Source organism: Spiroplasma corruscae (genome assembly GCF_002237575.1).
Classification (GTDB): Bacteria; Bacillota_I; Bacilli_A; order Mycoplasmatales; family Mycoplasmataceae; genus Spiroplasma_A; species Spiroplasma_A corruscae.
The window spans coordinates 572243-596329 of record NZ_CP022535.1 but is presented as its reverse complement, the minus strand read 5'-3'; the positions used below and the strand labels follow the sequence as shown (position 1 = coordinate 596329).

Genomic DNA, 24087 nt, shown 5'->3' with positions numbered 1-24087 from the left:
GTCTTATTAAAAAAAACACTACTTGCTAAATCATATTATATGTATTATAAATAGTATATTAAGAGGAGAATATAATTTATGAAAAAATTATTAAGTATATTGGGGGTAATATCATTAGTAGGTTCAACCACAACATATGCAATTTCATGTGGAAATGGTGAAAGTCAAAGTGAAGAAAATGGAGATACTTCTTCAAATAAAACTAAGTCTGAAGCCAATATTTTATCACAATATGCAAAGTCACTTATGGTAAATCAATATTCAATGGAAGAATTAGGTATATCAAAAAATGAAAGTATGAATAACTATCATTTTAGTCCAAGTGATTATTTTGAATTAGCTAAAAATGAACAAATTAGTAGTCTTGGATTTGATACAGATATAAGTAGTGAATATAAAAAAGATAGTAATGATAAACTATCAGTTGCATTTGGTAAGTATTTTGATGAAGACTTAGTAAAAGAGAAAACAAGTATCGGATCAAATATATATAAAGACGGGGTTTTAAATTCGAAATCATTTGAAATAAATAGTATAGTAGAAACGGTATTAGGTATTGCAACAAAAGCTTTTTCTGATCCAAATAATGTAGCAACTAGTCTACCAGATTTATTTAAAACATTATATAGTTTTCAAGGAATGATTCAAGGATTTTTAAACGGTGATACATTAACTAGTTTAAAATCAATATTAAGCACAAAGCTTTTAAATGAATTAAAAGATGCTTTTGCACCAATTACTGAAAATACATATTATGAAGCAATTCAAAATAGTATTATTGGTTTAGCTGGTGCATTTGATGGTGCATTAGGAGGCAGTGGAGTAAATCCTAGTGATTTTAATACTGCTTCAAAATCAGTTGCTAATAGTATTAATGATTTAGTAAGTGGTAATAAGTCAATTAATTTTAGTTTAGATTTAATACAATACTTACCAAGAATAGTTAAATTTGTAGTAGTACTAGCAAACTACTTAGATTCATTTACTAAAGATGAAATAATAAGTAGCTCTATTTTAACTGCAGATACAATTGTTTCAAGAAGAAACACTAAACCAAAAGATACCAATAGTTTTGATTTTAAAAAATGGTTAAATATCATTAATACTATTGTAAGTGATACAAATGGCCAAGGTGCAAGTACGCTTGAAAATGTATTAGGTATATTATTCATGACACATGATACTAACAAATCAAATGATGGTAAAGAAATTGATGTATTTGCCGATTATAATGGAGAGCAAGAAGTATATGGAAAATTATTAGGAGACGTAGTAATTAAACTTGTTGGCACTGAAACTTTTGATGTAGTTAATGATAAAAAATTATATATTAAATCAGCTATAAAAGCTATTATTAATCATGCTTGTGGATATAGCATGGAATCAGTTAAATCATTATTAGAATTAATCAAAAAAGCAGGCACAAATGAAATGGTAAAAAAAATATATGATTTATTCGGAGACACTGAATGAGAAAAATTTAGCAAAGATATTTTAGGTTATCTATATGATAACGATAATGCAAAATTAAATATTTCTTTAAAAAAAGCATTTAATATGAAGATTTGAGAAATACCAGGTATGTTCACTAATTTAATTCCAACTAGTGATTCAAGTACCAAAGAATCTAAAGAAGGTAAATTTGATAATGTTAAATCATATGCATCAGAGTTTTTTGCAAATAAAACTATAAAAGGTTTAGTTGAAGAAATAAATACCAGTATTCCAGATGATACACCAGCTATTAAATTTACTTCAATATCAAATTTCTTCAAATCATTAGCTGATAATGATACACTTCAAAATGCTTTAAATGGTGACTTAACTAAATTGCTTGATAATTTAGGGCTAAACGATGATGGCTCAACAAGAGTCGATACTCCATTTAGTTATTTGTATACTTTCCTTAATGACAACGCAAAATTAATTAGTGGAATTTTAAAAATAGCTAATAATTATATTGAAACAATGAAAAGTGATATTAAAGTGATTACAGATGCATTTGTTAAAATAAGAAATGATATAAGTGTAACATATACTATATCAAGTACACAATTTACTTATAAAGTTACTTATAAAGAAAAAACTTCTAATTTTAAAATTAAAGTAGCTTCAAATGGTGATAAAGATTATATTTCAAGTATTAGTTAATAAATTATTTAATACTATAAACAAGGTAAAAACCTTGTTTTTTTATTCGTTAATTGTATTACAATCAATTAGAGGTAAAAGAATGAACATAAAAGATGCTTATACTATTATAATAATCGTTACTTGATTAGTATCATTTTTAATTTCTTTATTTCTATATCTTATTTTTAAAAACAAATATAAAAAATTAAAATTATATTTAAATTTAAAAAAAGATAATATTAATTTTTTTAGAGAAAGTACTATTCTAAATGAAATAGAAATAAAATTTGAATTGCCAAGAGATGAGTCATGTTACTTATATAATAATGAAATATTATTATATAATTATAAAAATAAAAACATTAATAAAAACTTTAAAAATAATGAGAATATTGAATTATATATTACAAATAAAAGAGTTCTGTTATTAATACAAGATATATATATAAAGTATGATTTAAAACAAATAAGCAATTATTTTTTAGATCAAAAGTACATTAACGGAGAATGAATACCGACAATTGTATTAACAATGAATAAGGAAAAATATATTCTTATTAATAACAGTTATTTAATATATTTTACATTACTTAAGATAATGGAAAAGGAAAATATAAATGGATAAAAATGGTTTTAGCTTAGTTAATGTAATTATTGGATTTATATTCTTTATAATTGTATTGTTTATTTTTTTATACTTTACTATTAATCTGTATTTAAAGATTAAAAAACTAAAGAAATTTAAATCTAAAAAGTTTTATTTAAATAAAAAATTATATCTATTATTCATTATTTTAGATTTATATTTAAACATATTTATTTCTTTTTTAGTTATAGTATCATTTTCAATATCAGTTATTTTTATTAATAATTATGGTTATATAACATATATATTTACAGGAATATATTTATTTTATGTAGTATTTGCCTTGTTTAATATAATATTGAATTTTATGTATTGTGAATCAATTTATATAGTTATATACAAAGATAAATTAGTTACTATTAATAACATTATAAACAAGTCAGATATAATAAAAATAAACAATGATGTAAAAAGAAAGTATCTTTACCTTAACTATTATGAAGATAAACAAAAAACATCAATTAATTTTAAGTATAATTGACGATTGAAAGATTTTCTAAATAATTTTAGATAATTAGAAAAAAATTATTACTATATATTATACCAATAATTTCATAAAAGTATAAGTTGTTAAAAACTTATTTTTTATATTAAAATAAATATGTTGATTTATTTAATAATTATTGGAAAGAGGTATTACTTTATGAGGAATAAATATCTTGGTATTTCAGTATACCCAGAACATTTTACTGAACAAGAAACAATCAATTATCTTAAAACTTGTTATGAGGCAGGTTTTAGAAAAGTATTTTTATCGATCTTACAGTTGGGAGAAGAGCCTGAAAAAGACTTATTAGAATATTATGAAAGAATTATTTTACTAGCCCATGATATGGGCTATTATACAGTAGTAGATATTTCTGATGTAACATTGAAAATGTATAAAATAACTGATAATGAATTAGCTTTTTTTAAAACTAAAGGTATTGATTGTATTAGGTTGGATGCACCTTTTCTTGCACAAAAAGTTGCACAAACAACATACCAAGATTTGGATATACAAATTAACGCAAGTAATAATGATCACTTTATAACAAATATTTGTGACTTTATGCCAAATAAAGATAGATTATTTGGTTGTCATAATTTTTATCCATTGGCAAATAGCGCACTATCTGATCGCTTATTTTTAGAGTCAACTAAAAAATTTAGAGACTTAGACATAGAAGTTAGTTGCTTTGTTGGATCAGATTATGGTAAAAAAGGACCACAAAAATTTGATGTCAGTAAATTAGTAAGTTGCGAAAGTTATCGTAACTTAAAAATTAAAAATCAAATAAAACTTGCATTATCAACAAATTTATTTGAATCAATTTATGTCGGGAATCAACCATTAAGCAATGAAGAAATTAAAAGTATTAGAGAATTGAAGTTTGATAACGTTTTCGAATTTGATATCAAACTAGAAAAAAATATTGCTGATTATGAATTGGATATTATAAATTTTAACAATCATTTCTGAAGAGGGGACGCTAACGAAAGTTTCATACGTTCTACTCAACCGAGAGTGGTATTTAAAAATGATATTATGCCAAATAACTTAAATAATAAATATAACTATGGAGATGTTTGTATAATTAACTCCAACAATAAACATTATCAGAAAGAAGTTTTAATTGTACTTAAAGATAATTATATAGATTTTAAAGATAGCGTTAATAAAATTGGTACGATATCAAAAGATGATTTACTACTCTTGAAAAATATTAAACCTTGAAATAAATTCAGATTTAATATCATCAAATAAACACAGAAAGTAGTAGTGAAATTTAATGATAAAAAATATCTTTAATCAAATTAATCAAATAGCAAAACATTCAGAGAATATTAGTTTCAAAGTAATAGCAGAATTTATTGTAAATAATTTTGAAAGCTTAGATAACTATACTATATTTGATGTTTCAAAATTAACAAACACTAGTGCTTCAACTATAACAAGATTTTGTAAAAAAATAGGCTTAACTGGGTATAAAAGTTTATATTGAACAATACAAACCCATAAAAAAATAGTAGAAGAACAAAATGAAACTCCTTATGAGGAGGTTCAATGTAAATTAACTAATTTAATAAACAATACAGTTAATAGTGCAGCATCATATTCTAAAAATAGAATAGAAAAAATTGTAAACTTAATTTATAAAGCAAAGAACGTATATTTATTTGGAGAAGGAAATGACTCATTTTTAATAGAATTATTTATTAATTGAGTTATAAAAATAAATCTTAAGACATTTTATGTACCAGACATAATATGTCAAAAATCTTATGCAGAAATTATGAGAAACGATGATATTGCAATTGTCATTTCTTATTCATTAAATAACCCCGATTATCAATCAATGATAGAAAAATTAAATGCAAAAAATATCAATATAATAACAATTACAAATAATGATAATAGTCAATTAATAAAAAATAAAAATTTAATATTAAAACTTCCTTTAAACGAATCGATTAACAAAACTAATGAAGAAAGTTATTTCTCAGTATTATACTATTTAAGAATTATATATTATAAATTAATTGAGTTAAATAAAAATAATTTTTCTATTGATAAACTATGTATAAATTAAAATTAATTTTACACTATAAAATTAATTACAATATTTTTAATAATATAATTTTAATTGGAAAGGATGTTTAAATTGCTGATTCATTTACAATGTTTAATGTTCAATTAATTTAGCAATTCTAATCAATTAAAATTCCTAATGTTTTAAACCTAGCTTGCTAGGTTTTTTATTCGATGCTTATAATTGTTAAATAAAATATATAATAATTGTTAAGATACTATTTATGAATAATTAATAATTATATTTCTTAAAAGAAATCATTTTTATGATTATTAAAAGTATAGTCGTATGTGTTAATAAAAAATAATTTTTCACAAAATAGCTTATTAAATTTGGTTAATAAAATTAAGAATAGAAATAAGTGTTAAAATGAGAACAGAATAAATTTTAATAAATGAATGAAGTTTAATATAACATTAACAAAAATAAGACAAAAAAGTGTGTAAAGTATTTTTTCTGAAATAAAATATTCGAAGTTTCACAAATTATACTTAAAAAATATTATTAATTATTTATTATTTTAATTATTATCTAATGTTAATATTAGTTAAAGTCACTTAAATAAAACGTAATTAAATTAAATTAATAGTAATTATTAAAAATTAGTAAAATGTATTTTATAATATCATTTTTATCTAATATTTAAGTTAAATGTTAAAAATAACTTTTGATATATTTTTGTAATAAATATAGAGTTAAGATGAATTAGTTTTATCATAATTTTAAAATTAATAATAAAAAAAATTTAAATTATTTCGAAATTATTATTGGTAGTGAAAAAATCTTAAATTAAATTTATAATTTATCGATTATCAATAATATAGTATATAATAAATAGAATTACTATAAAACCTAATATAATTATTATGATTTTATATAATGTTAAAAACTATTTTTAATCTTTCTTTAGTTTTTAATTTAGTGAATGAGGTGTATTATGCAAAAAGTAGAAGAAAGGGTAAAGTTTTTTTCAAAAGATAAATTTAAAAAATATGGAGAATTATTAAAAGGTTCAATCAAGGCATATCCATATTTATTTTGTATATATGTTTTTTTAGCTATAGTTGATACAGCTTTGTTTTCATGTATGGCATTAGTAATTTCTAATTTTGTAAAGAATATCACCAATGAGGGTGGAAATTATCTATTAGGATTCACAATGCATTGATGAGGTTGGGTTGCTTTAGGTTGATCCATGGTTATTTTATATGCAATAGTTGAATATTTTTTTAACTATGTAGGTGGAGTCTTAACAAGAAAAATTGAAATATGATTAAGAGTTAAATGTTTAAAAACACTTGTTGATGTTGATTTAACATTTTATTCTAAAAACCAAATTGGAAACTACATGACTAAAATAATCGGTGATTCACAAGGTGCTGCTGATGGTTTAAATGAGTGATCAAATAACTTTATATACATAATAATAATGTTTGTATTAATTAGTATAATCATGTTTAACTTAGACCCAATTATCGCAAGTATTGCACTTGGTGTATTTGTTTTTTTACTTGTTATTTCATTAATGGTATTTTTTGAGTATCGTAAATCAATGATTGTTTCACTTGATTATAAACAAAATTTGGACGCAGATAATACTGATAGACTAATGAACATCAGACTTATAAAATCAAGTGGTACTGAATTAAATGAGCTTGAAAGAATTAAAGAAAATAATAAAAAATATGGAAAAAAAATTAACAAAACAGTTTGATTAGGTACTATTTTAATAATTTTTGCTAATTTCTTAGGTTGAATTTTACCTGGTATAATAACTATTTCGATTATTTTAATCTACAATGATACTTATACACTTGCTCAAATATCATCTTTAATAATTCCATTTATATCAACAGTTACAATTTTAACTGGAGCAATGTTTTTAATTCCAATTATTTTAAGGTCTTTATCTGTTTCGATGAATTGTAATTGAAGATTAAATTATATATATACTCAAAAAAGCATTATTAAATATGTCGAAGAACCAATAAAAATAGATAAAATAGATAAAATAGAGTTAAAAGATATTGAATTTATATATCCAGAGTCACCAGAAAAAGTAATATTACCAAAAACAACATTAACATTTGAGAGGGGTAAAAGTTATGCTTTTGTTGGTGAAACTGGAAGTGGGAAATCAACAATAGCTAAGGTCTTATTGAGATTTTATGACCCGTCTCAAGGTCAAGTTCTAGTGAATGGAATTGATTTAAAAGAAGTTGATATGCCTAGTTATTTGGATAAGATTGGTTATGTTGAACAAGAACCTCAAATATTGTATGGAACTGTTATGGATAATATTAGATATGCTAAATTTAATGCAACTGATGACGAGGTAATTGAAGCTGCTAAAAAAGCAAGTCTACATAACTTTATTATGACTTTATCTGATAAATACGATACCATACTTGGTGAACGTGGATTTATTTTCAGTGGTGGTCAAAAACAACGTTTAGTAATTGCAAGAATGTTCTTAAAAAATCCAGAACTATTAATTTTAGATGAAGCAACAAGTGCTTTAGATAATATTGTTGAAAAAGAAGTACAAGCACAACTAGATAAGTTAATTGTAGGAAGAACAACTATAGTAATTGCACATAGATTATCTACTATTAGAGATTGCGATCAAATAGTGGTATTGGGTGGTAATGCTGGTGGTATTGTACAAATAGGTTCATTTGATGAGTTAATTAAACAAAAAGGTCGTTTTAATGATTTATATAATGCTGGTTTAATGGGATAGAGGTGATAACATGTTAAAGTATGAAGAAAAAACAAAATTAGAAATAGCACAACAAATACTTGATGAAAAAAAACAACACGGTTATCTTTATTTATTATTATCATATTTAAAAAATCATCCTTGATCAGCATTTCTTATATTTTTTCTATCGATGTTAGGAAGTGGTTTGGCTGTTTCAATTCCTTTGATGATGCAACAAACTTTATTATGTATTAATAAATTAAAAGACGATGAAACAACAGCAACTACTAGTTTTTTAATATGACAATTTGGTTGAAAAGAATGGATATATTTACAATTAGTTGTTTATATACTTTTAGCAATTTTTGTATTTACAAGAAATGTTACTGTTGGTAAATTGGGAAGAGATATTGAGATACATTTAAGAAACGAAACTTTAAAAGCATTGATTACTCAAGATATTTCTTACTATAGTAATCAAAAAATAGGCGAGATTCTTACCAAGATTGGTGCTGATACTTGACTAATCGGTGAACAAACAAGAGTTATACCAACAATGATGTTAATGGCTGTTTTTAACTTCTTTGGTTCTGCAATTGTATTATTAATAGTTGATTGAAAGTTAGGTATTATAGCGATGAGTTTTATATCTTTTGGTTTGGCTATTATGTTTTTCTTTTTAAAAAGAGTAGGAAAATGAGTAGGAAAATTGAGAACTACAATAACTTATGTAAATGGTGATGTTACTGATAGAATTGGTACTATAAGGCTTATTAAAGCAAGTGGTACTGAAGAATATGAAAAAAATCGTTTTAAAGAAATTCATGGTGAATTTTATGATACAGTAAAAAAATTCTTTAAAAGGTTAAGTTTTGTTATGACTGGTGCATTTACTACAGTTATGGCAGTTCAATTAGTTGTTTTAACTTCTGCATATGGTTTTTATTATGATGATCTAACACATTTAATTATAATTTCTACTACTTTTATTGCTGGTCTAGGTACAATGACATCTCCAATATATTTAATGTTAAGGTCTGCATTTGGTTTTATGATGGCAAACGAATGTACAAGAAGGGTTTATCAAATAACTAGTTCTACTTCAAGACTTGATCCTCATTTTTATAAAGGACAAGGTAAATTATTAGAAACAATTAATAAGGATATTGTATTCAAAGGTGTCTCTTTCAACTATCCTGAAAAACCTGAAGTTAATGTTTTACCTAAGTTTGATTTTATATTTGAAAAGGGTAAAAGCTATGCTTTTGTTGGTGAAACTGGAAGTGGGAAATCATCAATTGCTAAGTTATTATTAAGATTTTATGATCCAACAGAAGGTGATATCTTAATTAATGGCGAAGATAATCTAAAAGATTTAAATTTAAAGTCTTATTTAGACTTAGTTGGATATGTAGAACAAGAACCTCAAATTATGTATGGAACTGTAAAAGAAAATATTATGTATACAAACCCAGAAGCTTCTGATTTAGAAGTTATAGCAGCATCTAAAAAAGCTAATTTACATAATTTAGTAATGTCTTGACCTAATAAATACAATACAATTCTAGGAGAGCGTGGATTTATGTTAAGTGGTGGTCAAAAACAACGTTTAGTAATTGCAAGAATGTTCTTAAAAAATCCAGAACTATTAATTTTAGATGAAGCAACAAGTGCCTTAGATAATATCGTTGAAAAAGAAATACAAGAAGAGTTAGATAAATTAATGGCTAATAGAACTAGTATTTCAATTGCACATAGACTATCAACAATAAAAAATTGTAATAAAATAATAGTTTTAGCAAGAGGAAAAGGTGTTGTACAAATGGGAACCTTTAACGAATTAAAAAATGTTGAAGGGCACTTTAAAAATTTATATGAAGCTGGATTAATGAAAGAAGAAAAAGAAGAAAAACAAAATGTATTGTAGATTAAAATAGATACATCAATTTGTATCTATTTTTATTTTGTATTTAATCTAATTCTTTACTAGGTAATTATTTTTATAATAAATTTATTTTATATATTAAAAATATATATTTATAAATAATTTGCATTATCAAATCTATTTTAAAATAAAAATTAAATTAATCTCCTAAATTATCTATATTTATATCTTTTTCTGATAAAATAATTTTATTAATAGTTGATTTATCATCATTTAATATTTTATTATTTTCTAAGTATTGAAATATTACCATTTCATAATATGACATTTTAATAATAAGCTTAAAATTTAGGTTATAAATGATACCTATTTATTAACTAAAAATTTATTTTATTAGTTTTAATTAAAGATTTACATTTGTACTTTATTTTTATATTATTTGAGAAATATCTATAGAAAATAAGTCATAAAATAAATTAATATTTAATAATAATGCTTTAAATAATTTAGTTACTATATATTTGCTTGAGTTTTATAATTTATTAAATAAATAAAAACAATTTACACTCAACATACACCATAAGGTTTCATTATAGTAAAAATTTTTGTATAATATATATTATAAGGAGTTTTACTATGATAGAATATTTTTTAAATAAGGAAGAACGTAAGGCATTTTCAAAGGCTAATCTTAATAAGCTTAAAAAAGAAGACTTTTTTAGTTATTTACAAATGGAGGAAAGAGTTTTAGATTCACTAGTTAATTATTATGAGATTAATAATAAAAAAAATATGATTTTAGAAATGAAAATTGAAAGACAAAAAAATTATGTTGATAGATTAAATAAGTATTATTATGAAGTTGTTTTATTAAAGCCAACTGAAGAAATGGATTTAAAAAAATTAGCAAAAGATTTTAGAAAAACAATTAAACCATATAAAAAGATATTGAAATTCTAATTATGGAATTTACAAAGATTAAAAATGCAAAATTTATTAAATCAGCAGCTTCAAAAGATGGTTGAATTGAAGATGATATTAAAGAAGTTTGCTTCATTGGAAGAAGTAATGTTGGTAAATCCACATTTATAAATACACTTACTAACAATAAAAAATTAGCTAAAACTTCATCAACGCCAGGTAAAACTAGATTATTAAATTTCTTTGATATTAATAACGGTTCATTTAGAATTGTTGATGCACCCGGTTATGGTTTTGCAAGAGTTAGTGCTGATATTAGGTTAAGTTTTGCAAAAATGATGGAAGAGTTTTTAATTAATAGAAAAAATCTTATTTTCATATGTCAATTGGTAGATTTAAGACATAAACCAACAACAGAAGATGTAGAAATGTATAATTATTTTAAGTATCATCAAATAAAAGTATTTGTTGTTGCTACAAAAAAAGACAAATGCAAAAAAAATGATATTAAAAAAAATGAAAAAATAATTAAAGAAACTTTAAAATTGAGTTCAGAAGACAATTTTATTTCAATTTCATCAGTAAGTAAAGAAAATTTGAATGAAGTATTAATTATTTTTAATAATTACTTTAATGAAAGTGATTAATGAAAGGATCAAATGTCAAATAATAACATAATTGCTGCATCAGATATTGATGGTACTATTTTATATAAATGAGACGAAATATCAATCGAGAATAAAAAAAGTCTATTAGAATTTCAAAAAAACTCAAATTATGCCTTAACTTTAGCAACAGGTAGAAATTATTTTATAGTTGATTTCTTGGTTAAGGAATTAGATATTAAATTACCGATAGTTTGTTCAAATGGGTCTTCAGTAATAGACCCAGTTACAAAAAAATATATTATGAAAAATCATTTTAATAAGGATGAAATCAAAGTTGTTATGGAAGAATTTTATAAAACTAGTATAAATTTTGTAATGCACAATGACTTTAGGGCTCATATTGTAAAAAATGATGCTTGATATGATCAATTTGTATTAAAAAAATCAAATCTTGATTTATTGAACAAAAATGATGAACAAATAATATATGTTTATGATTCATTAGAGAAAATGATTAATGAAAGTATTGAAAATGATAATGAATTTGTAAATATAGTTTTAGATTGTGATACTAAGGAAAAAATCGATACTGCAAATAAATTAATTAAAAAACTTGATTTGCAAGGTGTTCAATTTGATTATCCTAGTGGAGCAAAAATAGAAGTTTATAAAAAAAATGTTAATAAAAGCTATGGACTAAGAAGTTTATTAAGTTATTTAAATGTTAAAGAAGATAATTTATATGTCTTTGGAGATAATGTAAATGATATATGCATGTTTGAAGATTTCAAAAATTCGTATGCAGTAGATAATGCAATATTTAAATTAAAATCGCTTGCAAAAGAAATTATTGGTAATGTTAGAGAAGGTGCTGTTGGTAATAAACTAAATCAGTTAATAAAAGAAGGTATTAATTTTAATATATAAATTTATATATTAAATTAATATTTTTTTTTGAAATAAATTCTATAGTACAATTTATTCATTTACTCCTTATTTATAATGTAATATATTATTTTTGTGTTATTGATTATTAATCAAAATAATTAATATTTGATAGCTATATAGAAATTTAAGGAGAGATTTTATGGGGAAATCATTTACACGCAAACCAATTTTTGTTTCAATGGATTTAGGAACTGCAAATACATTAGTTTATATTAATGGACAGGGTATAGTTTATAATGAACCATCAATTGTTGCCTATAAAATAAATGAAAATAGAATTATTGCTGTTGGTAAAGAAGCTTATAAAATGATTGGAAAAGGTAACAAGAATATCAGAGTAATTAAACCTATGGTTAATGGAGTGATAACAGATATTAGAGCTACAGAGGCGCAGTTAAAATATATATTTGAAAAGTTAAGAGTAACTAAAACATTAAAAAACTCAATTATGTTGCTAGCATGCCCATCAGTTATTACAGAACTTGAAAAATCGGCACTTAAAAAAATAGCATATAACTTTGGTGCAAAAGATGTTTTTATAGAAGAAGAAGTTAAAATGGCTGCACTTGGTGGTGGTGTAAATATATACGCACCAGTTGGTAATTTAATAATTGATACAGGTGGAGGGACTACTGATGTTGCAGTTTTAGCATCTGGAGATATTGTATTATCAAAATCAATAAAAGTAGCGGGTAATTATTTAAATGAAGAGTGTCAAAAGTTCATTAGATCTCAATATGGACTTGAAATTGGTTCAAAAACAGCAGAAGCAATAAAAATTAATATTGGTTCATTAAGTATTTTTCCAGATGAAAGAAGGATGAAGGTTTATGGACGTGATGTTGTTTCAGGGCTTCCAAGAGAAGTTGAAATCACACCAGAAGAAGTAAGAGAAGTATTAAAAGTACCAGTATCTAGAATAGTTGATTTAACAGTTCAAGTGCTTGAAGATACGCCTCCTGAACTAGCTGGAGATATTTTTAGAAATGGTATCACAATTTGTGGTGGTGGTGCTTTAATAAAAGGTATTGATAAATATTTTGCTGATACTTTACAATTGCCTACTAAAATCGGAGAACAACCATTATTATCAGTAATTAATGGTACTAAGAAGTTTGTAGCAGAAGTTTGACATATGATTGAACTATTAAGAAAAAACTACTCAAAAGAAATTATATAAGTAATTAATATAAATTTAATTGTTTTTTTACTAACTATTTTTATTATTTTAACTTTTGTTATAATAATTATTAGACATAAGGAGAATTATGAAGAAAATATTAGTATTATTATCATCAATTAGTATCTTTTCAACTACAAGTTCATTTGTTGTATCTTGTGGTGATGAATCAACTACTGAAAAAATTGCATTAGGTACAATAATTACAGAACTTAATTTAGGAGAACTAGCTAAGGATAGTTCTAATACATCAGTAAATAGACCTTCAAAAGAAACAATATATAATAAATTAGCTGAATTACATAATGAAAAATGAAGTGAAAAAAATATAAGTTTTAAATTAGAAGATTTTGAGATACCTGAAAAAGAATGAAATGATAAAAATGCTTCTATAACAGCATTAGAGAGTAGTAATTATAAAGGGAAAGTTTTAGTTAGTTATAGTACAAAATAATAAAATATTTGTCGATTATATATTTGGGTGATCAAATGTATATCAAAGGAAAAATACAAGAAATTAATGAAAATATCATCATAATTGAAAATAGTAATTTAGGTTATTGTGGAAAACTAATCTCAAGCAATGTTTATAATAAAAATGATGAAGTAACACTATGGTATTTATTATATAAAAGTGAGTATTTTTACAAATACTTATTTTTTGATAACTATGAAACATGAAATATAAGCACTAAAATAATAGAGTTAAATAATGTTGGGTTTAAAACGATTGAAAAGTTGTTTATAAATCTAAATTATGATAATTTAATAATCTACTCTATAAATTATGATATCGAATCACTAATATCAATGACAAGAATAGCTTCAACATTAATAAAAAAAATTGTAGAAGTAATAAGAAAAGAAATTTTAAATCTAAAGTTTACTCAAAAACAGTTAACAATAATTGATTCATTATATAAATTAGGGTATAAACTTAGTTCCATATATATAGCAATTAGTAAAATCGACTTTAAATTAAAAGATGAAGTTATAATTAAAGAAGCATTATGTAATCTAAATGAAAATAATTAATAATTTAAGACCTAAGTCGTTTGACGAATATATTGGACAAAAAAATGTTGTTGAAAACCTAAAAATATTTATTGAGTCAGCTAAAAAACGTTGTGTTTCATTAGATCATATAATTTTAAATGGGAATAGTGGGTTAGGTAAAACGAGTTTAGCTTATTTAATTGCAAGTACTATGAATAAGAAAATATTTGTATTAAATGGTACCAGTCTACAAAAACCAAGTGATATAATATCCCCTTTAACTTCTATAAAAGAAGGGGAGTTCCTTTTTATTGATGAGGTACATGCATGTTCTAAAGAAGTGTTTGAAGTTTTGTACCCAGTACTTGAAGATAATAGAATTAATGTAATAATTGGTAAAGAATATAATTCTAAAATAATTAATGTAAAAATAAATAGTTTTACATTAATAGTAGCAACAACAGAAATTAATAAATTAGCATTGCCATTTATTAATAGATTTCCTATAAACCTTAATTTTAAAGAATATAATGCAAATGAAATAGAGAAAATTTTAAATATAAATGCAAATAAAATGCAAATGCAATTAACTGATAGCAACTACAAATTATTAGCAACATATTGTAAAAATAACCCTAGAGTTGCAATAAATCTATTAAAAAGAATATATGATTATTTAACAATGAATAATGATCAAAAAATAAATAATGATAAGTTATTAGAGATACTAAAAAAACTAGAAATTTATAAATATGGTATTTCGCAGCAAGAAATTGATTATTTAATAATTTTACAAAGATATAATACACTAGGTTTAGAAAATATATCACATTTATTATCAATTTCTCAACAATTAATTATAACAAGCATAGAACCAATTTTATATAAAAATAATTTAATTAATAAAACACCAAAAGGTAGAATTATTACACAAAAAGGCATTGAGTATTTGAAAAATTATAATAAAACATAATTATTAGCACTTTAAAACTCATAAAGGGTTTTAATAATAAATTGAAAAGTGTATAATGGGTTTATGGTATGGAGTGAAGCATAATGAATGAAAAAGTTTATAATATTAAAAAATCAAATCTAGGGAAAATATCATTCTTAGAAGGAACATCTTTTATATCAATTTCTGCAATTGGCGATGATAACAAAAGGTTTAGAGGAGTGCTTATTGTTAGAACTCCTGAAGAAGCTGTGAAAAAGTTTTCAAGTTGAGCTATGGATTTTGCATATTCTCATATTTCAGATAGATTAACATTTCATAACTCAATAGTTAATTATTTAATTGAGAATTGAATGGATAATGGTATTAAATCATTTCAAAAAGATATGTACGAGCATTTTGGATTTGATGAATTTAGAGATATGGACCCAATTTTATTTATTAAATCAGAACCTGAAATGGTTCCCTTATGTTTAATTCATATAGCTGCAAAACACACAAATGGATATTTTCAAGTTCCTGTTAATGGTTTAGAAATATCAATAAGATATGTTAAAAACGTCTTAGCAATAAATTTTTGAGAGGATCAAAGAGAAAAAGAATAATATTTCTCATAGAAGGTAATTGAATGAAAAAAATAAGTAAATCATTTCTTTCATTATGTTTAATGTTCCTGCCAATAAGTACGATTGCTTGTTCAAATAATAATATTAACCCTGATTTTGCAAATGCTAATAATTTAATAGCTTTTGAGAACATTTTCACAAACATGAAAAAAGAATATTATTCTTTAAATCCAAGTTTAACATTAAAAAAGAATAATTCAATTAAAACTACTCCTGGAAAGTTTTTATTAAAAGATAACGCAATGTATCTAAATTGTGATGACTATATATGTGATAATAATGAATTTAAGGGTATTGAATTAACAAACGAATTATATTCAAATCCAAATCTAAAAAGTGATAAAGAAATTAAATCAGAAGTACAGATTGCTTTTGATTATTTAGCGTATTATTTTTCAATAACTCCACTTGTTAAAAAAAATGTTTTCTATAACTTTGATGATTTATTTATGAAAATATATTATGATAAATCAAATTACATTATTATTAGAGATAAAGAAGTAACTGAAAATATAACACTTTCAACAAATCAATTGATCTTAATAAATAATGATTCAAATTCATTGGAACAATGATATACAGGAAGTGATAGTTCATTTATCTTAGATAGTAGTTTTTTAACTAGCATTTTACCTAAATTTTATTTACTAACCCAAGAAAAAGAACCATTAAATTATTCTATAACTTTTAATATTAATGAAAGCAATGATAAAGATATAAATAATAATAATAATAATTCAAAAATTAGCGATTATGATAATTATATTTTAGATATTAAATTGAATTACAATGATGGTGAATTAGTACAGGATGAAGTAATTAGCAAAATTACTTCAACTTTAGAACAATTATTTTTAAATATAGAAAATATTAATTTCGCTAAAACAAGTGATACATTAGTTATAAAAAATGATCCAAACAATGAAGAAGAGTCACCTAATGTAGAAGGGACAGAAAATAATACAATTGATTATAAAGATGAAAAAACTAACAAAATTGATAAAGATAAATTGGATTACATAAGAACAAAAGTATTAGAAACAACTAATTTCAAACCATTTAATATTGAAAATTACCTAGTCAATAGGGTTAGAGTTACTGTTGAATATACTCATAATAAATCTAAACCTGAAGAAGGAGAATCAAAATAATGAAAAAACTATTATCAATATTAGGTTTAATGGTAATTGTTACACCTTCATTAAATGTTATATCTTGTGAACAAATTGAAACTTTTCCTTCTAAACATGCAAATGTAAAAACATCATCTTTAGAAAAATTTTTTGAACAAAAAAATAATATTAAACCATATAATATCGATTATATAGAACTAATTAATAATTCTTGAGAACACATAGGGTTTGAGAATAATATTTCTACTCATAAAATTGATTATAGTTTTGTATCTATTTCAGATAGTGAGATCAAATCCGATTTTTTTAGTAGTTTAATTGAATTATATGAACCAACTACAGCTGATGGTATAAATTATGACTTTACAGGTTTAACATTTTATATTGAAAATATATTTTTAAATCTAATTTCTGTTAATTCAGAATTTGAATTAACAGTTAATTCAGATGTAGCAATAACAATAAAAAAAGGATGAAAAACAGTTGGTAAAATATTATTAACACTTGAAAATGATGTTCCATATGAAAAGAAAGAAACTATTAATTTTATTAATAAAATCTTATTAAATATGAACTATGTTTTTGATATAACACCTAACAAATTAAAAAGTGTAGAAAACAATTATGATTACTTAATTAACACTTCATTAACAAAAGATAATTTTGATGATTTTTATAATGAATTCAGCTTAAAACAAAAAGTAATAACTAACTTAGCACTAAGTAAAAGTCAATTTGAATTATCTGAAGAAAATGAAGTGTTATATCTAAATATTGAAGGTTATATCTATAAAATTATCTCTTAAATAAGTTGTTTTCGTTTTTAAAAATATAACTAATTAAATTAATTTTAGAACATAATTCTTCACATGACATAATACCCTTATTAAATATTACTATTTTAGAATTATTTACATTTTGTGAATTTGAAAGATTTGAAATTTCACTATCATCAATTTCGCCTGATATTATACTATTGAAATAATGTTCAATTATTTCACTTGCTTCTTGTTTCTTATCAAAATCAACATTAGATTCTAAAACTTTTAACTCATCTAAATAATTAATGCTTTGTTTCTTGTTTTGATTAGATCACTTTTTAAAACTTTCTAAACTTTCTTTATAACTGTTATCAACAATATATTTGAAGTCACTAAAGTCGATTTCACCAATAATAGATTCATCTCCAAGTTTATTTAATATGTTTTTAAATACTACAATTGAATTTCCTAAATTTTTTGTAATATTATTTATTTGCATTTTTATTATCAACTCAGTTATTTTTTCTTCTATATTTTTACCTTCTTTATCTAGTGTTTCAATTATTTCATTAGACGCTTCTTCACTGAATATTTTAAGGTCATCAGCATTTATTTTATAAAAATTATGTTTTTTTATAAAAGATTGTAAAGTATCGAAATCATCTATGTCATTTAGATCGTCTTTAACAAAGTTAAGGTAATAATTAGCTACATTAATATTAGGTTTAAAACCTACCAATTCAGAACCTGTTTCATCTAAAAAATTATTTTTGATTGAATTTATTTTTTTCAAAAAATATTCTTTAAATCAAGTTACTGCAATATTATCTATAAACTCTTTTAGTCTTAATTTATTTTCCATTTATTTTAATCCTTTATTTTTATATTACATTATATTACTCAATTTTCTTAAAAAAAATATGATATTATTTAAAAGTAGGTATAAAAACATGAAATTAAATTCAATTCAAGTTATTGATGAAGGATATTTTTTGGTTAATGAAAGTCAAACATTTAGATTTGATAAAAATATAGCAAAAAGTTTTATAGAGAAAATTGAATTTCCTATAATAATCTTAGATACTGAATTTTTTAATAATTCGCATGACATTAACAATGAATACGAAGAAAAACTATACAATGAAAATAATAAAGATATTGTATATGTTATCCAATATTCTTTTGCAAAATCATTAAAAGAAATTTCATCAAGAGATAATAAAAAAGCTATTAAATCAATTAGTATCAAAAGAAATTACAATGACAATTCATATAATTTTTATAACCAATATGAAAAAATGATTATATCATTTTTAAATATGTGCAGAAATAAAGATATAAGAACCGTGATTTGCGCAGGGGCTAGTAATGATGTAAAAATCATAAATCTTTGAGTAAATAATTATAGAAGACTATTTACAAAAAAGCATTTAAAAATGACATTTTTAAATAAAGAAAAGAACGAATTAAACGTTAATTTTTTTGATATATATACATTATTGGAAAACAGTTTATCTTTTTCTAATACTAAAAATGATGGAACAGAATTCTGAAACAAAAATAATTTACCCTCTGGTAAACAACACGATGAAATGATTTCATTAACAAGTATGAAAAAGTTTTTTAACTGATTTGATGAAATAGTTGATGATCCTTTTAAATTAGAAAAAAACGATATTTATACCATGTGTTGTGAAACATATTCATTTTTTTCATATCCAATAAACAAGAAAATAAGTTTTGAATCATATAAACACATGAATAATACTTTAAAAAAAGTAATCGATCATTGTTATAATGATGTACTAAAAATACTTATATTTTTAGATTTTATTTTTGAATTTACTTATAATTCATATGAAAAAAATAAATTTATCAAAAAATATTAATTACCATTTAAACGCCTTTTATAATATAATATTTTAAAGGAAACGTTATGAAAAATTTAAAAGGAAAATCATTACTTCTTAACTATTTTAAACCATCAATTTATTTAGAAAGTTATAAGAAAATTAACTTAAGTTCTTTAAAAAATAGTGGAATAAAGTTGGTTTTATGTGATATGGATAATACGTTAATTGGATGAAATCAAAGAGTTCCTAGTAATGATGTATTGAATTTTATAAAAAATGTAAACTACCATAACATGGAATTTGTATTATTTTCAAACAATATTAGAAGTAGAGTAGAAAATTTCGCTAAAAAAGCAGGGGTTGAAAATTATTTTTGAGATTGTAAAAAACCATTATTAGGTAAAATGAAGTTAATAAAAAAATTATTTGATTACAAAGAAGAAGAAATGATACTAATAGGTGATCAATTAGTAACTGATATATTAGTTTCCAATAGAGCACATATTAAAAGCATATTAATATCACCTATAAGTAGGGATGTTAAAAGTAATAAATTTGTTCATTATATAGAAGATAAGTTATTTAAAAAATTAGCACAAAAAAATATTTTACATGAAGGTTTCTATGACGAAGGGGATATTGGAGGAAATTATGAAATTTTATAATGATGATAATAATGAAAAAAAAGGCGATTTAGATAATGAAAAATCAGTTAAAGAATCTGAAAAAAATTATAAAAAGGTAAAACAAATAAGTAAGGTAACATTAAACGAATTTGAGCCAGGTATCGGAAATACAACTAATTATAATGATGATGGACCAAAAAAATGTGTTGGTTGTGGTAAAGAACTACATATGAAGGATGAAAGATTACCAGGTTATGTATTAGATATCGTTAAACAAGATTACTGCTTGAGATGTTTTAAAATTAAAAATTATAATAGATTAGTCGAACAAGATATAAATGACAAAGATTTTATAGAAATTTTAGATAACATCAATAAAGAAAATGAAAACATTCGATATTATTATGTTGTTGATATATTTGATTTACCCGGCAGTAGATTAGAATGATTAGAAAAAATAATATCAAAAAAAGAGGTAGTTATACTTGCTAATAAAGTAGATTTGTTACCTAAATCAGTAAAAAGTAAAAAAGTACTAGAGTATTTAACAGAGTATTTTAGAGATTCATCATTAAAGAATTCTGAAATTATATTAACTTCATCGATAAAAGAAGAATACGTTTATAATTTAATTCTAAAACTTAGAAGTGTGAAATATGACCAATATATAATTGGTATTTCAAATGCTGGAAAATCAAGTCTTATAAATGCATGTTTAAGATTGAACCAACAAATTCCTTCAATTGTAACTTCTAAATATGTTAATACAACATTAGATAAAATTAAAATCAACTTTACAAAAGATAACTATATTTATGATACACCAGGATTAATTAAACATAATCATATTGCAATAGCTACTGCTCCTAGTTACTGGGATTTCTTCTTTTTTCAAAAAGAAATTAAACAGGTAACCTATCAATTGTTTAAAGGACAAACAATTTTTTATGGGGGTCTAGCTTGGTTTAGTTTTGTTGATAATCAATTATTGAATGATAAAAATAAAGAATTAAGAGTTGGATTTCATTTTTATATAAACAAAAGACTACCATTACATAGAACTAAGACTCTTAATTCATTAAACTATTTTAAAAAACATCGTCATTCTTTATCTCCTAGGTTAAAGGATACAAATTTTGAATTTATTACACATGAGTTTGAGTTTGATAAAGAAGAAAATGTAGATATTCATATATCTGGATTAGGGTGAATTAACTTTAATTCTCATAATGGAATGAAAATTTCAATTACAGTACCAAAAACAGAATATGGTGTTACTGTAAAAAAACTCAAACCTTTAATATAGAGGTGAACAATGAAAATGGAAGAAATAATAAAAAAAATCAATGAATATGCAAAGTTATCTAAAGAAAGAGAATTGACTGATGAAGAATTAAAAGATAGAGACTCATTAAGACAAGAATACTTAAAAATATTTAGAGGTAATTTTGAAAATCAATTAAAATCAATAAAAATAGTGGATAAAGATGAAAGTAAAGAATAAATTATTTATATATTATAAATAGTTTATTTTTTTTATATAATAATTTTGGAGAATGAACAAATGAATAAAGATAATCTAAATGCAATAAGAATGTTAGGAATTGATGCAATTAATAAGGCAAACTCAGGTCATCCAGGAATAGTTTTAGATGCAGCCCCAATATGCTTTGTATTATTTACAGATATAATGAAAATTAACCCAAAAAATTCAAAATGATTTAATAGAGATCGTTTTGTATTAAGTGCTGGTCATGGAAGTGCATTATTATATTCAACACTACACCTTTCAGGTTTTAATGTTACTATAAATGATTTAAAAAATTTTAGACAAATTAGTTCAATAACACCAGGTCATCCAGAATATGGTATGACTGATGGAATTGAGGCCACTACAGGGCCTCTTGGACAAGGTTTTGCAATGGGAGTTGGGATGGCATTAGCTGAATCTCATTTATCGTCACGTTATAACACAAGTGATTTTAATTTAATTGATCACCATACTTTTGTATTATGTGGTGATGGAGATTTACAAGAAGGAGTGTGTCAAGAAGCTATTTCCTTTGCAGGTAGGTATAAATTAAATAAGCTAATTGTATTACACGATTCAAATGATATCCAATTAGATGCAAAGGTAAGTGTTTCACAATCAGAAGATATAACTATGAAATTTAAAGCTGCTAATTGAAATACAATAAGAGTTAGCGATGGTGAAAACATAGTTGAAATTAAAAAAGCTATTGAAGATGCTAAAAAGTCAGATAAACCAACCTATATTGAAGTTAAAACAATTATAGGTATTGGAGCAACTAATCAAGGCACTACAAAAGTTCATGGAGCACCTTTAGGAACAGATATTGATAATGTAAAGAAATCATTTAATTGAGAATATAAACCATTTCAAATACCAAATGATGTATATGAATTTTATAATTTGAATGTCGTTGAAAAAGGAAAAAAATATAATGAAGAATGAGAAATAAACTTTAATAAATATAAATTAAAATACCCAGAGTTAGCAAAAGAATTAGAAACTTCGATAAAAAAAGAATGATCTATTAATATAGATGATTTAATTAAATTAAACAAAAAAAATACCCAAGCCACAAGAGTTAGCTCTGGAGAAACTTTTAACTACTTAGCAAGTAATATAAAGGCTATGATTGGTGGAAGTGCTGATTTAAGTGAATCAACTAAAATAAAAGGTCCGGATGGTACATATGATTTTAACAATAAAAGTGGAAGAAATATTATGTATGGTGTTAGAGAATTTGCTATGAGTTCAATAAATAACGGAATGGCACTTCATGGTGGATTATTACCAATAGAAAGTGGTTTCTTTGTGTTTTCTGACTATATGAAACCAGCAATAAGATTATCAGCATTAATGGGTATACAAAAATTAATGGTATTTACACATGATTCAATTGCAGTTGGTGAAGATGGTCCAACTCATCAACCAATTGAACAACTAGCAATGCTAAGATCAATTCCAAATATATCTATTTATAGACCATGTGATATGGCCGAAACAATAGCATCTTATTATGATGCAATCATAAATAATAAAAATCTACCAAGTGTTATTCTTGCAACAAGACAGAATTTAACTGAATTAAATCATATAGATGAAAGAAAAGTTTTCGACTATGTTAATAAAGGGGCGTATATTTTAGAAGATGATATTAAACCAGAAATTACTTTAATCGCAACTGGAAGTGAAGTAGAATTAGCTTTAAAAGTAAAAGAAGAATTAAATAAAAATAATAAAATGGTAAGAGTTGTTTCAATGGTTAATATGAATAACTTCTTAAAACAAGATATAAATTATCAAAATCTAATTATTGATAGAAAAACAAAAAGATTTACAATAGAATTATCTTCAACTTTTGGTTGACAAAAATTTATTGGTGATGATGGAATATCTTTTGGTATTGATACATTCGGTCATTCTGCACCATTTAATCACGTTCTTGATCATCTATCATTTAATGAAAAAATTATAGTAAAAAAAATATTAGATACTTATAAATAGTAAAATA

Annotated in this window: 24 protein-coding genes; 22 read left to right on the top strand and 2 right to left on the bottom strand. The window is 23.3% G+C overall.

All coding sequences use genetic code 4. The annotated features are described in order from the left end of the window. The first annotated feature begins 78 nt into the window (after positions 1-78). The 7 genes from SCORR_RS02720 to SCORR_RS02690 all read left to right on the top strand — a co-directional run bounded on the left by SCORR_RS02720 (position 79) and on the right by SCORR_RS02690 (position 9983). Positions 79-2151 carry a lipoprotein gene (locus SCORR_RS02720; RefSeq protein WP_094048885.1) on the top strand — a complete coding sequence of 691 codons (2073 nt, stop codon included), beginning with the start codon at positions 79-81 and terminating at the stop codon, positions 2149-2151. A gap of 82 nt (positions 2152-2233) precedes the next feature. Beyond that, a complete protein-coding gene (locus SCORR_RS02715) occupies positions 2234-2758 on the top strand; it encodes a hypothetical protein (RefSeq protein WP_157705352.1) in 525 nt (174 codons plus the stop codon). Further along, complete coding sequence (locus tag SCORR_RS02710) at positions 2751-3293, top strand: hypothetical protein (RefSeq protein WP_094048881.1); 543 nt, start codon at positions 2751-2753, stop codon at positions 3291-3293. The genes SCORR_RS02715 and SCORR_RS02710 overlap by 8 nt, the downstream gene beginning before the upstream one ends. Positions 3294-3422: 129 nt before the next feature. Continuing rightward, positions 3423-4526 carry a MupG family TIM beta-alpha barrel fold protein gene (locus tag SCORR_RS02705; protein ID WP_169709042.1) on the top strand — a complete coding sequence of 368 codons (1104 nt, stop codon included), beginning with the start codon at positions 3423-3425 and terminating at the stop codon, positions 4524-4526. A 25-nt stretch (positions 4527-4551) separates the two neighbouring features. Continuing rightward, on the top strand, positions 4552-5352 hold the full coding sequence (locus SCORR_RS02700) for a MurR/RpiR family transcriptional regulator (protein WP_094048877.1): 801 nt from the start codon (positions 4552-4554) through the stop codon (positions 5350-5352). A gap of 937 nt (positions 5353-6289) precedes the next feature. After that, complete coding sequence (locus SCORR_RS02695; protein WP_169709040.1) at positions 6290-8095, top strand: ABC transporter ATP-binding protein; 1806 nt, start codon at positions 6290-6292, stop codon at positions 8093-8095. A gap of 10 nt (positions 8096-8105) precedes the next feature. Continuing rightward, positions 8106-9983 carry an ABC transporter ATP-binding protein gene (locus SCORR_RS02690; RefSeq protein WP_094048873.1) on the top strand — a complete coding sequence of 626 codons (1878 nt, stop codon included), beginning with the start codon at positions 8106-8108 and terminating at the stop codon, positions 9981-9983. A 157-nt stretch (positions 9984-10140) separates the two neighbouring features. Here SCORR_RS02690 and SCORR_RS05595 read toward each other — a convergent pair whose 3' ends face one another. Beyond that, positions 10141-10269, bottom strand: a complete 129-nt coding sequence (locus tag SCORR_RS05595) for a hypothetical protein (RefSeq protein ID WP_281251262.1) — start codon at positions 10267-10269, stop codon at positions 10141-10143. Between the two features lie 308 nt (positions 10270-10577). Between SCORR_RS05595 and SCORR_RS02685 the strand changes: the two genes are divergently transcribed. From SCORR_RS02685 to SCORR_RS02640, 10 genes are all read left to right on the top strand, one after another. Beyond that, positions 10578-10901 (top strand): hypothetical protein, encoded by a 324-nt coding sequence (locus SCORR_RS02685; protein ID WP_094048871.1) that lies wholly within the window; start codon positions 10578-10580, stop codon positions 10899-10901. Between the two features lie 2 nt (positions 10902-10903). Then, positions 10904-11509, top strand: a complete 606-nt coding sequence (yihA, locus tag SCORR_RS02680; protein WP_094048869.1) for a ribosome biogenesis GTP-binding protein YihA/YsxC — start codon at positions 10904-10906, stop codon at positions 11507-11509. A 12-nt stretch (positions 11510-11521) separates the two neighbouring features. Then, on the top strand, positions 11522-12397 hold the full coding sequence (locus SCORR_RS02675) for an HAD-IIB family hydrolase (RefSeq protein ID WP_094048867.1): 876 nt from the start codon (positions 11522-11524) through the stop codon (positions 12395-12397). A gap of 160 nt (positions 12398-12557) precedes the next feature. Beyond that, the gene (locus SCORR_RS02670; RefSeq protein ID WP_094048865.1) at positions 12558-13598 is read left to right on the top strand and encodes a rod shape-determining protein; all 1041 of its coding nucleotides are present in this window, start codon (positions 12558-12560) and stop codon (positions 13596-13598) included. A gap of 88 nt (positions 13599-13686) precedes the next feature. Next, the gene (locus tag SCORR_RS02665) at positions 13687-14052 is read left to right on the top strand and encodes a lipoprotein (protein ID WP_094048863.1); all 366 of its coding nucleotides are present in this window, start codon (positions 13687-13689) and stop codon (positions 14050-14052) included. Positions 14053-14087: 35 nt separating this feature from the next. Continuing rightward, positions 14088-14633 (top strand): hypothetical protein, encoded by a 546-nt coding sequence (locus SCORR_RS02660; RefSeq protein ID WP_094048861.1) that lies wholly within the window; start codon positions 14088-14090, stop codon positions 14631-14633. Then, positions 14620-15567, top strand: coding sequence for a Holliday junction branch migration DNA helicase RuvB (gene ruvB, locus SCORR_RS02655; RefSeq protein ID WP_094048859.1), 948 nt, complete (start codon positions 14620-14622; stop codon positions 15565-15567). Before SCORR_RS02660 ends, ruvB begins: the two co-directional genes overlap by 14 nt. Positions 15568-15650: 83 nt before the next feature. Further along, positions 15651-16151: a hypothetical protein gene (locus SCORR_RS02650; RefSeq protein ID WP_094048857.1), complete on the top strand. Its 501-nt coding sequence runs from the start codon at positions 15651-15653 to the stop codon at positions 16149-16151. A gap of 23 nt (positions 16152-16174) precedes the next feature. Continuing rightward, positions 16175-17323 carry a hypothetical protein gene (locus tag SCORR_RS02645; RefSeq protein WP_094048855.1) on the top strand — a complete coding sequence of 383 codons (1149 nt, stop codon included), beginning with the start codon at positions 16175-16177 and terminating at the stop codon, positions 17321-17323. After that, positions 17323-18111, top strand: coding sequence for a lipoprotein (locus SCORR_RS02640; RefSeq protein WP_094048853.1), 789 nt, complete (start codon positions 17323-17325; stop codon positions 18109-18111). The genes SCORR_RS02645 and SCORR_RS02640 overlap by 1 nt, the downstream gene beginning before the upstream one ends. Here SCORR_RS02640 and SCORR_RS02635 read toward each other — a convergent pair. Next, positions 18101-18928, bottom strand: a complete 828-nt coding sequence (locus SCORR_RS02635; protein WP_094048851.1) for a hypothetical protein — start codon at positions 18926-18928, stop codon at positions 18101-18103. The two genes, SCORR_RS02640 and SCORR_RS02635, sit on opposite strands and share 11 nt — an antisense overlap. A gap of 88 nt (positions 18929-19016) precedes the next feature. Between SCORR_RS02635 and SCORR_RS02630 the strand changes: the two genes are divergently transcribed. The 5 genes from SCORR_RS02630 to tkt are packed head-to-tail and all read left to right on the top strand — an operon-like array spanning position 19017 to position 24080. Next, a complete protein-coding gene (locus tag SCORR_RS02630; protein ID WP_157705350.1) occupies positions 19017-19955 on the top strand; it encodes a hypothetical protein in 939 nt (312 codons plus the stop codon). 47 nt (positions 19956-20002) lie between these two features. Beyond that, the gene (locus SCORR_RS02625) at positions 20003-20584 is read left to right on the top strand and encodes a YqeG family HAD IIIA-type phosphatase (protein WP_094048847.1); all 582 of its coding nucleotides are present in this window, start codon (positions 20003-20005) and stop codon (positions 20582-20584) included. Continuing rightward, positions 20571-21851, top strand: a complete 1281-nt coding sequence (gene yqeH / locus SCORR_RS02620; RefSeq protein WP_157705348.1) for a ribosome biogenesis GTPase YqeH — start codon at positions 20571-20573, stop codon at positions 21849-21851. The genes SCORR_RS02625 and yqeH overlap by 14 nt, the downstream gene beginning before the upstream one ends. Before the next feature lie 9 nt (positions 21852-21860). Next, on the top strand, positions 21861-22049 hold the full coding sequence (locus SCORR_RS02615) for a DUF896 domain-containing protein (protein ID WP_094048843.1): 189 nt from the start codon (positions 21861-21863) through the stop codon (positions 22047-22049). 60 nt (positions 22050-22109) lie between these two features. Further along, positions 22110-24080 (top strand): transketolase, encoded by a 1971-nt coding sequence (tkt, locus tag SCORR_RS02610; RefSeq protein WP_094048841.1) that lies wholly within the window; start codon positions 22110-22112, stop codon positions 24078-24080. The last annotated feature ends 7 nt before the right edge of the window (positions 24081-24087 follow it).